This is a genomic window from Petrachloros mirabilis, assembly GCF_975968855.1.
On sequence record NZ_CDLUDY010000077.1, the window covers coordinates 1 to 10854 of the forward strand.

Annotated in this window: 11 protein-coding genes; 3 read left to right on the forward strand and 8 right to left on the reverse strand. The window is 56.5% G+C overall.

Going from position 1 to position 10854, the window contains the following annotated elements; all coding sequences use genetic code 11:
- Positions 1 to 421: 421 nt before the first annotated feature.
- From ACWVCN_RS03275 to ACWVCN_RS03310, 8 genes are read right to left on the reverse strand one after another with little or no spacing between them, the layout of a single operon-like run.
- Positions 422 to 1006, reverse strand: coding sequence for a hypothetical protein (locus tag ACWVCN_RS03275; RefSeq protein WP_455244084.1), 585 nt, complete (start codon positions 1004 to 1006; stop codon positions 422 to 424).
- 41 nt (positions 1007 to 1047) lie between these two features.
- Complete coding sequence (locus ACWVCN_RS03280) at positions 1048 to 1476, reverse strand: c-type cytochrome (RefSeq protein WP_455244085.1); 429 nt, start codon at positions 1474 to 1476, stop codon at positions 1048 to 1050.
- Positions 1477 to 1498: 22 nt separating this feature from the next.
- Entirely contained in the window at positions 1499 to 1984 is a 486-nt protein-coding gene (locus ACWVCN_RS03285; protein ID WP_455244086.1) for a hemerythrin domain-containing protein, read from the reverse strand.
- 18 nt (positions 1985 to 2002) lie between these two features.
- Positions 2003 to 2524 carry a hypothetical protein gene (locus ACWVCN_RS03290; RefSeq protein WP_455244087.1) on the reverse strand — a complete coding sequence of 174 codons (522 nt, stop codon included), beginning with the start codon at positions 2522 to 2524 and terminating at the stop codon, positions 2003 to 2005.
- Positions 2525 to 2550: 26 nt separating this feature from the next.
- Positions 2551 to 3504 (reverse strand): thiamine pyrophosphate-dependent enzyme, encoded by a 954-nt coding sequence (locus tag ACWVCN_RS03295; protein WP_455244088.1) that lies wholly within the window; start codon positions 3502 to 3504, stop codon positions 2551 to 2553.
- Between the two features lie 15 nt (positions 3505 to 3519).
- Entirely contained in the window at positions 3520 to 4758 is a 1239-nt protein-coding gene (locus ACWVCN_RS03300) for a hypothetical protein (protein WP_455244089.1), read from the reverse strand.
- Complete coding sequence (locus ACWVCN_RS03305; RefSeq protein WP_455244090.1) at positions 4743 to 5660, reverse strand: 2-oxoacid:acceptor oxidoreductase family protein; 918 nt, start codon at positions 5658 to 5660, stop codon at positions 4743 to 4745. Before ACWVCN_RS03305 ends, ACWVCN_RS03300 begins: the two co-directional genes overlap by 16 nt.
- Before the next feature lie 9 nt (positions 5661 to 5669).
- Positions 5670 to 5984 carry a YtxH domain-containing protein gene (locus tag ACWVCN_RS03310; protein WP_455244091.1) on the reverse strand — a complete coding sequence of 105 codons (315 nt, stop codon included), beginning with the start codon at positions 5982 to 5984 and terminating at the stop codon, positions 5670 to 5672.
- Between the two features lie 798 nt (positions 5985 to 6782).
- Here ACWVCN_RS03310 and ACWVCN_RS03315 point away from each other — a divergent pair.
- The 3 genes from ACWVCN_RS03315 to ACWVCN_RS03325 all read left to right on the forward strand — a co-directional run.
- A complete protein-coding gene (locus ACWVCN_RS03315; protein ID WP_455244092.1) occupies positions 6783 to 8177 on the forward strand; it encodes a TolC family protein in 1395 nt (464 codons plus the stop codon).
- Entirely contained in the window at positions 8174 to 9412 is a 1239-nt protein-coding gene (locus ACWVCN_RS03320; RefSeq protein WP_455244093.1) for an efflux RND transporter periplasmic adaptor subunit, read from the forward strand. Before ACWVCN_RS03315 ends, ACWVCN_RS03320 begins: the two co-directional genes overlap by 4 nt.
- A gap of 94 nt (positions 9413 to 9506) precedes the next feature.
- Positions 9507 to 10854, forward strand: a 1348-nt coding sequence (locus tag ACWVCN_RS03325) for an efflux RND transporter permease subunit (protein WP_455244094.1), incomplete at its 3' end; no start/stop codon positions are given.

The following is a 10854-nucleotide window of genomic DNA, read 5'->3' on the forward strand; positions in this document are numbered from 1 at the left end:
CCGACTCGATCCGCGCACCACCTATTCTAATCGGTGATTTATGCTTCATCGGCACGAAGGACTGTTATTTCCCCCCAGCCATACAACGTTATCGACGGCCCTGATGCTCCGTATGACATGCGAGGCATGAACGCTGCTGCTGAATAGCTGTGACATGACGTTGGCCAATCTCCGGCATCGACGCCTGGGTGAACCACTCTTCGGAATGACACCCCGTGCATTTCGCTGAGCTTGGCCCGTGGAAGGGAACATGACAGTGAGCACAGGAAGCCACTGCGGCATGAGAACGGCGCAAGTTGCCCGGTGCCCACATGGCCTCCGGATCGTTGAAGGATCCCCAGATGATCCAGGCCGCGAGTAGGATCGTTCCTCCCACCACTACTTTCACGACCGTTTTCTGAATCGGGCGCTGACTCATAGTCTACAAGCCGCCGAAGTACAACGCCCCTAGAACATGCCATGCGACCAGGACAACAAAGGTGATCGTGAATGGAGCATGGATGGCCCGCCACCACCTGAACAGTTCCTCTTCAGAGGCCAATTCATCCAAACGCTCATCGACCATGTCAGGAGGCAGTCCTTCTTCAATGAACCGGCGGCGCTGCTGGTTGAGAGTTCTGAGTGCCCATACATGGATCGCCTGACCAACGATCCCGCTGATCACAACGATCGCCATGATCCCCATCGTGACAAGAGGCACGAGCGCGTGAAAATGAGCCCCCGAATGGACCAGGATGAGCAGAGGACCAAGGACGCCTGCGAGGATATGAACGTGGAGCCAACCTTTCGGCGTTCCAAGTTTCATCCCGTACCGTTTCTTTAATGAATAGACGAACACGAGCATGATGACAGCCAAACCGACCCACCCCACAACATGTCCACGTTGTGTGTGCCCGAAGTGTCGATCGGAGCTCGCGCTGAGAAATAATTCGACCAGGAAGGCGCCCACGATCCCCAGGAGCGTCAGCGCGAAGACCAAGCCGATTCGTTGTCCGAGCGGATTCATGAATATGCGCTATGTGCGGTAGAAATGGCGGAGGCTTGGTCTCACTGCGAAGGACGGGACTTTTCTCCCCTCCCCTCTCTCCGCAACACGGCCAGGTACGCTAGAACATCTCTGATTTCTTCGTCCTTCAGTGTGGAGTCCGGAAACATGCCGGTGCCCGGATGTCCTTCACGAATAGCCCGCGCACGCTCCTTGTCTGTTGTGAGCCGCAGCGTCGTTGGATTCCGCAGATCGGCCGGTTGTGGATCGAGACGCGAAATGATTGCGGCCGTATCGGCAGCCAATTCTGGCATCTTGTTTCGGTATCCATCCACACCGTGGCAGTAATAACAGATTCCGTTCCCGTTGAAGACGTTGCGCCCTGCCTCGACCGCGCCCGGCTGTTCCGCCTTCAGGCCGGAAGGGAAACACGCCGCGATAATCATGCTGATTCCCGCCCATAGCCCCACCGAGCTTCTTGAACCGATCATGGCCTCCTCATTCCTACTTCTGTCATTCGACAGGGCCCCCGCAACCCGCACGATAGCGGTCTTCAGGAATATCCTTCATTTTTCGGAACACATCCTGACATTCATCCTGCGTCGTCACCTGATCGATCGCAGGATAGAGCACCCGCTCCTCCTTGATGTTATGGGCTCCCAACAGGGCTAACAGGGCCTGTTCGTCTTGATCGCTTTCCGGATTCCGCTCGGCCACCTTCTGATGGATCGCATCGAGTCGTTCAGCGATCTGTCGATGTTCCGCCCGCATGACGAACGTCGGTCCGCCATCCGACACGCCGGTTTTCTGTTCCCATAGCGGAAACAACAGATCCTCTTCCCATACAATATGCCGCTGAAGTCCGATCTTGAACTCCTTGAACGCCTCCTTGGCTTTCTCAAAATCATGGCGCTTCAACGTCTGGAACGATTGAAATAACGCATCAAGCCGATCGTGATCCTCTTGGAAAAATGCGCTGATGCTGCTCTGCACGGTCATGGTTCCTCCACGATGATGTTATCCCTGCCCGCCGACTTTATATTCGAGATGACACGCCACACAGGCTTTCAAAACGTTATTGAATTTCGGGAGGATCTGCTTCAGATCTTTGGTCGGTATGATACGTCCGAGCTCCTCGGCCGACTCGTGGTGTGCCATGGCCAGATCATGATAGGCCGGTGGGAAATTATCCGGCTGCTGACTTGCCATGGCCTGCCGATGTATGAAGAAACCCAAATGGGATTCGGTCAAACCTTTCGCTAGATCGTAATCTTCTTCTACCAGCGCGTTCATGATGACCTGGATAGTTTCAAGGTGCTGCAACATCACTCTGCGATGTTCCATGCGAGCCGAAGAAGAGAGTATAACCACATGCCTGGTATCGGGGGTTAGTAGCTGAGGGGTAGGCGGTTGTGCTCCGTGGCGATGGTCGACTTCCATGCAACCTGCTGAGAGTACAACACAAAATCCTCCCAGAACTGTCACGCCCAGAAAAGCCTGTATCCCGATATAGAATAGCGTTGGAGAACTCAGAGACATTTTGATTCTTTCCGAATCAACTCAATTCATTTTCCGGCCGTCATCTCCGCCGTTTTAACCTGCTCCCAGTAGGCATCGACCCTTGCCTGGATATGCGAGATGACTTCCGTCTGCATTGTCGGTTCAAACAGGTGTCGGAAGCGGCCCTGTAGCTTGAGATATTCCTCCACCGGCTTGCGTTTAGGAATGTAGGTGTGGGTGACTTCTCCGTTGATCGCTTCTTTCAAGGGCCAGAGTCCGGTCTCCACCGCCAGCTTGGCAACTTCAGGAGTTTCTCCCGGGTCATAGAGCCAGCCGGTGGGACAGGCAGCCAGTGCAAGGAATAGCTTCGGACCTGTGTATGTTGCGGCCCGCGCAAACTTTTCTTCCAGATCCAACGGGTATCGCGGCGAGACGGTCGCTATGTAAGGAGGGTTGTGCGCCCGCCAGATCTCAAAGATGTCTTTCTTTTCCTGCACGGTGCCTGACGGATGCTGCAGACTGCAGGGCGAAGTGGTCGTCCTGGCACCGTAGGGTGTTGCAGGAGAGAGTTGCGCACCTGTGTTCCCGTACGCCTCGTTGTCATAACAGAAATAATAGAAGTCGAGTTTTCTGGTGATGGCGCCCGAAGTCGAAGAGAGAGCCATGTCATAAGTTGAGCCGTCTCCTCCCAACACCACGACTTTCAGATTTTCGTGCTCGGGGAGCCGCCTTTTGGCGATCAACACATCGAGTGCGTCGCGCACACCCTGCGCCCCGGCCGGAGCCGACCCCATCGTGGTGTAGAGCCAGGAACCCTTAAAGGGCGTAAAAGGATACGCCGCCAGCATCGTAAAGCACCCGGCTGCGTTCACATAGACGACATCGTCGCCCAACACTTTCGCCGCAAGCCGCAACGACTCCAACCCTCCGCATCCGGCACAGAGCGCCGTTCCCGGCAGCACATGCTCTTCGCGGGGAATCTGCTTGATCTTCTTGAATGTCTCGCGTTGCCACGGCATGACGGAACCTCTCAGCTATTTGCCATCAGTTTTTGATTCGGCGGCAAGAGTTTGCAGCTGCACCATTTCCCGGTGCTCGGCTTCTGTGAACAACAAGACCGGACCGACCCCTTTACCTTCCACTCCGGCTTTTGCCGTCTGTTCAAAGATCGCCCGCAGCTCCCCCTCTGAAAGATTTTTCCCTCCCAGGCCTCCGATGAAGGAACAGAGCGCCCGCGGCCGCAGGGCTTCATGATAAAGACAGGCTGCCAACTCCTGAAAAAGAATCCCGCCCTGCCCAGGAGAGAGATTCTGATCCAGGACTGCCACGGCCCGGCGACCTTGTAACGCCAGGCGAATGGCCTCTGCCGGCCAGGGACGGATCATGCGAAGCCGCAGCAATCCCACTCGCTTGCCCTCCGACCTGGCCGTATCGACGGCCGCCTTGCCTTTGCTTGCAAAGGCGTTCGTCATAACGAGCACATCTTCCGCATCGTCGAGCCGATAACCCTCCACCACATCGTACCGCCGTCCGAACAGTTGCTCGAACTCTGCAGCCGCTTCCTGATGCACTTCTAAGGCGTTCATCGCGGCCAGATGCATTTGATGACGGAAATACGAGTACGGGGTCCCGCCGAGAACTGCCACGCCGAGCGCATGTGGGGCGGACGCTTTGAAGCCCAGGTGACCGGGGCGGAACGGCGGCAGAAACCGCCCGACTTTCTCCGGATCAGGAAGCAGCACCGGCTCACGGGTGAACGAAAGATAGAAGCCGTCCAGATTGACGATGACCGGCAACATGACACGCTCATCCTCTGCAATCCGATAGGCCATAAGAATCGAGTCCAACACTTCCTGGCAGGTCTCGGCATGGATCTGCAGAAAACCGGAGTCTCGCGCAGCCAACACATCGTTGTGATCAGGTTCAAGCGTGATCGGCGCCGCCAGCGCCCGCGAAACGTTGACCAGCACGAGGGGCGCCCGCCACCCGGACAACGAATAGAGCACCTCGAACGCATAGAGGAGCCCCTGACTTGATGTGGCGGTAAAAACCCGGACTCCCGTGGCCGCGGCTGCTCCGGCCGCCGTCATCATTGAATGCTCTGAGTCCATCGTCACAAACCGTGCCGGCATTGCGCCGTTCTCGCACCACTTGGCCAGGGACTCCACGATTTCCGACTGGGGCGTGATGGGAAACGCGGGAACGTAATCGACGCCGGCCAGCCGCGCCCCCCATGCAGCCGCGAGATTTCCGGTCATCATTTCGCCCGCCACGCTACTCCCCCTTCCTTCTCCCGCTCGGCCACCAATGCATCGGTAGGACATTCATGGACGCAAATCTGGCATCCCTTACAATGGTCGTAATCAATCACGGGCCTGTCGTCTTTTGTCATCGAAATCACCCCGTCGGGGCAATAGGCAAAACAGAGCCAGCAGCCATTGCATTTCTCAGGGACGAGTACCGGCCTGAACGTTCGCCAGCCGCCGGTTTCGCGCAGTACCGAATTCCCCGCTGCGCTGATCCTGGCAGTGCCTCTAGTCGGAGATTCATAGACGGGTACTTGAAGCTGTGCCGAAAGTTTCGGCTGGGAGGGACCTGCGGTCACGGAAACCACGGGAACGGCGGCGTAACACTGAAGCGCCAGTGCTTGATTGCGTTCAATCACCGAACCGTCGAGTCCGAGATCGGCAAGCTCCCGGCCAATGGCCTCACGGATTGACTCCTGACGGAAGCCAACGAGTCGCCCGGCGATAGCACCGAGCAGCGCGCTGATCGCGCTACGCTTCCCCAGTTGCTGGAGGGCGAGCTCCGTCACGTCGAGTGTCGTGACTCTGCCGGGGAGCGAAGTCTGAACCTGGTACTGATCGGCCGTAAGTGGTGAATTGACGAACACCACCGTTTGTTCATCGATGCCCTCCAGCACCCGAGCCGCCGGATCTTGAATCAACGACGCGTCGCCAACCAAAACGAGATCGGGGCGCGTAATGAAACCTCGCTCACGGATCGGCTCTTTGGCGATCCTGGTAAACGCAGATACCGGAGCACCGCGACGTTCTGCCCCGTAAATCGGCGAGTCTTGCGCCTGATAGCCTTCCAGAAACGCCGCCGTTCCCACGATCCGACTAGCGGTCTTCGCACCCTGTCCGCCTCGACCATGAAAACGAATGGATAGCACGTAAGCCTCTCAACTGGTGCCCTTTTCCCGTCGCTCTTTCATCGCCTCTTTTCCAGCGCGAATCGCAGCTTCAACGTCGGCTTTTCTCTCCGCCATATACTGCTTACCTTTTTCGATCATCTCGTCCAGGGCATTGCGCGCTTCCTTTGCCCGTTCAAGCACTTCTTCCTCCGTTCGCTTGGCGTATCCCCTCAACTCACGCCTGGTTTCTTCCCCGGACTTCGGGGCGAGAAGAACCCCCGCCACCGCTCCAGCAAGAGCCCCTCCGAGGAAGGCAAAAAAGACGGCTTGTCCTGCTGCGCAACATGAATGTCGGTTTTCCATGAGTACTCCTCCTTGATCATCGTGTTACCTTCGCAAAAAAGCGAACTCTGTGCCAGAAGCCGATATAGATGGATGGACCGATCATCGCGTTTTGACTGACTCTTCGGAATGCATGAGGTGACGACGTCGCCGGACCCTATCAATGCTGGGGCATTACAGGTCCGCACACAATAGAGGATTGTTGCAAAATGCACCAGCGTATGTCTGAGAGTCTTGCACTGAACTCGGCGTAGTTCGCTGAATTGTCCCTACTAAAAGTCCGCACTAGACAGATGGGCCTAAAACTTGCTTTATATCTAGTCGTTACAGGCCAAGGAATGTCGTTTCCTATGCGTCTTTCAAGGATCCAGCCCTTATCGGGCCTGCGCGCTCTCAACGTGGCATTGCTCAGCCTATTCATTTTCTGCCAGGTGAGCGGATTCATGTGCATGGCTCCGGACGTCTCTCTTGGAGGTGGATATTCCCTGTTGCCTGTAAGAACCCATGTATGTCCGATGGAAAGCTCGATCACCTGTCCGACATCGCTCACGGCTTCTCCACAACGTCAGACGAACACGGCATCTACGGTATCCGTGGACGTCCTCGATCAAGGCGAAGGTGTCGTCGGTTCTGGATTCTCTCAGTTATACTCATCGACCCCCACGTCATTCCCCCGGAGCAGCGTCTCATCCCTTGTTCCCTCCCCCACACGCTCCGTCTCTGTGCTCAGAATCTGATACTGCGCCTCAGCTGCGTTTATGAGGTTGGATGCCGGACATGACCGGCATAAGCCCGTTAACCAGGCATGGGAGGTGTCTCGTGACATATTTTCGCATCCGACCTTTCGTATCTGTCATTCTTGGTCTGTTTCTTTTCGTTTCCTCTGTTCATCGCAGCTTCGCATCGGACTTTCATGCAGAAGCCAGGGCCGGAACACAAGAATCGACTTCTGCCAAACCTGTTACGGAACCGCGAGTCAGCTTGCCCAATTTGATAACGGAACTGGAAGCCGCCAACCCTGAGATAAAGGCGGCAAGAGAACGTTGGGAAGCGGCAAAAGCGGTAGTACCTCAGGTCCAGGCCCTCCCTGATCCAAAACTTCAGTTCGGCTATCAGCGGATGCCCATGGCAGACCCTCTACAGGGAGCCATGTATGGAGTCGGCCAGGAAATTCCCTTCCCCGGAAAATTGAGTTTAAAGGGTGAGGTGGCCCAACGGAAGGCGGACCGGATCGAGCAGGAATATCTGGCGACCCGACTCCGGCTGATTGCCCGGCTCAAGCAACAGTATTTCGACCTACACTACGTCCACAAGGCCATCGAGGTCGTCGAACGAAACAAAATCCTCCTCACCCAATTCGAAAAAACCGCCAACTCACGCTACGCCGTCGGCCAAGCCGCCCAGCAGGATGTATTCCGCGCCCAAGTCGAACTGTCTCGCGTCCTCGACCGTCTTGCAGTGCTGGACCAACAAAAGGAAAGTCTGCATGCGGCCATCAATCGCCTGCTGCTTCGTCCTCCTGCCAACCCCTTCGGTACACCGGAGGAGATCCAGGTGACAATGCTGACGGTTTCCCTTCCCGAGTTGAGTCGTCGGGCAGATGAATTTTCTCCGGTCCTGCAGGCCTCTGCCAAAGAAGTGGAGCGAGGCGAGCAGGCCGTGGCACTCGCAAAAAGAGAATACTACCCGGACTTCGATGTGAGCGCGCTTGGACTCAGGAACGACAGGATTAATGATAATGGGTATCAGGTGATGCTCGGCATTAGCATTCCGCTTTACCACACATCGAAGCAACGGGAGGGTGTACGCCAGGCGCAGGCCGAACTCTCCGGCGCACGGGACAGCCTGGTCAATTCTCGGCAGGACGTCCTTTTCAGAGTGAAGGACGATTTTGTTCAGGCACAGCGCGCCGAGCGGCTCGTGACGATTCTGCGTGACGCCATTATTCCCCAGGCCACGATGGCCTTACAGGCTTCTCAGGCCGGCTACGGGGTTGGGAAGGTAGACTTTCTGACCTTACTCAACAGCTTGCTGACTCTGCAGGAAAGCGAATTGGAACTGCACGGGGAAATGGTGGCGCACGAGAAGGCAATGGCTCGATTGGAAGAAGTGACGGGCAGCTCGCTAAAACCGGTTCCTTCTCTTGCCTCCGGATACACAGGGAAAACCTCGCAACAGGTAACGCCCAATGTCAACAGGGTGATTCACCGATGAACCGACGAGCGTTTATCATCGGAGCAGTACTTCTGACCCTCGTCGGGATTGCCGTGGTCTTCTGGATGAAGGATCACGCGCCCGCGCCGCTGCCGTCTGAACCGACCAAGCAAGCCGGAACAGGCATGGCAGATCTAGAACAGGCTCCCGAAATTCCGCTCGAACATCGGACAGCGGAAAAAGAGCTGCCAAGGGAGACGACTGCCATGGGGGCAAACACCATGACGATCGCCCCCGAACGCCTCCAAACAATCGGGGTGAAATTCCAGGAGGCGGCACGTCAGCCGCTCGACAAGGTGATCCGAACGGTAGGACGCGTGGAGATCGACGAACGTTTGGTCGGCCGTGTCAATCTCAAGTTCGATGGATGGATCGAACAATTGTTGGTCAGCGCCGTCGGCGATCACGTGGAAAAGGGGCAACGGTTGTTTGCGATTTACAGCCCGGACCTAGTGGCGACTCAAGAAGAATACTTGCTGGCACTCCAGAGCTATCGGGAGCTGGGGAAAAGCGAATTTCCGGAAGTGGCCCGCGGGTCCAAAGAGTTGCTTGAAGCCACACGCCGCCGGCTGCAGCTTTGGGACATCAGAGAGAACCATATCCGTGATCTTGAACGGACCGGCAAAGTCCTACGGACGCTCCCCATACACTCCCCGAATTCAGGAACCGTGATTCGAATGGAGGCGAGAGCCGGAACCTACGTGACGCCGGGCACGGAGCTCTACTTCATTGCCGATCTCTCTCATATATGGGTGCTGGCCGACATTTACGAATATGAACTGCCATACATCAAGATCGGGCAGAAAGCGGTCGTCACCCTTTCCTACGATCCCGACACAAAGATGCACGGACACGTGGGGTTTATCTATCCGACACTCGACCCCAAGACGCGCACGGCAAAGGTGCGGTTCGAGTTGGACAATCCGGGCGAGAAACTTAAACCCGATATGTACGCCAACGTAGAACTCAAGATTCCCCTTGGCACGAGACTCGTCGTACCGAGAGACGCCATCCTGGAATCGGGAGAACGACAACTGCTCTTCATTCACCATGGAGGCGGACAATTGGAATGGCGAAACGTCAAATTGGGTGCGCGGGCGGGTGACTTGGTAGAGGTGAAAGAAGGGTTGAAAGAAGGAGAACATGTCGTCACAGGGGCGAATTTTCTAATCGACTCGGAAAGCCAGTTGAAGGCCGCAGTCGGCGGGATGGCGGGGATGCCGGGCATGAAATGAATACAGACACGGGGGAAAAGCTCGAGGCGAGGGGCCAACTCTTCCCGAGCATTAGCTTCTTCCCCCTGGCGTCGGGCCTGCTACGCGAGCGAACATGGTCGAACGAATAATAGAATTCAGCGCCCGCAACCGGTTCATCGTGTTTCTGCTTGTCTTCGCCCTGGCAGCTGCCGGCCTGTGGGCCATGAAGCATACTCCGGTGGATGCCATCCCGGACCTCTCCGACACGCAGGTCATCATCTACACCAAATGGCCAGGCCGCTCTCCTGATCTCGTCGAGGATCAGATCACCTACCCGATCGTCTCTGCACTTCTGTCCGCCCCGAAAGTCACCGTGGTCCGAGGCCTCTCTGACTTTGGTTTTTCGTACGTCTATGTGCTCTTCAAAGACGGTACGGATATTTACTGGGCAAGAAGCCGGGTTCTCGAATACATGAACCAGCTTGCGGGCCGACTCCCCGACGGTGTCACACCGCAATTGGGGCCTGATGCCACCTCGGTTGGATGGATCTTCGAATATGCCTTGATCGATGAGACAGGCCGGCACGATCTCGCCGAATTGCGATCGTTCCAGGATTGGTACCTCCGTTACTGGCTGCTCAGTGTCGACGGCGTCGCCGAAGTGGCCGGCGTGGGTGGCTTCGTACGTCAATATCAGGTCAACCTCGATCCCACCAAGGTTCTCGCCTACAAGCTCTCGCTTCCCCACATCGTCGAAACCATTCGGCAAAGCAACGAAGACGTCGGTGGCCGCGTCGTGGAGTTCTCGGGTATCGAATACATGATTCGCGGACGGGGTTATATCAAGTCCGTCGGCGATATCGAGAAGATCTCCGTCGGTGTCAATCCGAACGGAACGCCAATCTTACTGCGGGACGTCGCCACCGTCAGGCTTGGGCCCGACATGCGGCGTGGCTTAGTCGACCTTGATGGAAAAGGCGAGGTGGTCGGTGGAGTCGTCATCATGCGTTTCGGGGAAAATGCTCTGACGGTCATCGAGCGGATCAAGTCGAAACTCAAGGAGCTGGAGCCGTCGATGCCAAAGGGTGTCAAGGTCGTTACGACCTACGACCGCAGCGATCTGATCCGTGAGTCAATCGCCACCGCGAAAGACACTCTCGTCGAGGAACTGATCGTCGTCACCGTGTTGATTATCGGCTTCTTGCTGCATCTCCGTTCCGCGCTGCTGCCCATCATGACATTGCCACTCGCCGTGATGATTTCATTCATTCCGATGTACCTCATGGGCATTGGGATGAACATCATGTCGATAGGCGGAATCATCGTGGCGATCGGCGACATGGTGGATGCCTCAATAGTGATGGTGGATAACGCACATCGCCGGCTGGAGGAGTGGGAACGAAAGGGCCGCGTGGGAGAGCGGACCCAAGTGCTGATTGATTCCGCCAAAGAAGTCGGGCCGGCGATCTTTGCCTCGCTCC

Excerpts from the sequence above, each read along its gene's own strand:
- ACWVCN_RS03275 (WP_455244084.1), bottom strand. The coding sequence starts at position 1,006 with ATGAATCCGCTCGGACAACGAATCGGCTTGGTCTTCGCGCTGACGCTC.
- ACWVCN_RS03295 (WP_455244088.1), bottom strand. The coding sequence starts at position 3,504 with ATGCCGTGGCAACGCGAGACATTCAAGAAGATCAAGCAGATTCCCCGC.
- ACWVCN_RS03320 (WP_455244093.1), top strand. The coding sequence starts at position 8,174 with ATGAACCGACGAGCGTTTATCATCGGAGCAGTACTTCTGACCCTCGTC.
- ACWVCN_RS03280 (WP_455244085.1), bottom strand. The coding sequence starts at position 1,476 with ATGATCGGTTCAAGAAGCTCGGTGGGGCTATGGGCGGGAATCAGCATG.
- ACWVCN_RS03285 (WP_455244086.1), bottom strand. The coding sequence starts at position 1,984 with ATGACCGTGCAGAGCAGCATCAGCGCATTTTTCCAAGAGGATCACGAT.
- ACWVCN_RS03310 (WP_455244091.1), bottom strand. The coding sequence starts at position 5,984 with ATGGAAAACCGACATTCATGTTGCGCAGCAGGACAAGCCGTCTTTTTT.
- ACWVCN_RS03290 (WP_455244087.1), bottom strand. The coding sequence starts at position 2,524 with ATGTCTCTGAGTTCTCCAACGCTATTCTATATCGGGATACAGGCTTTT.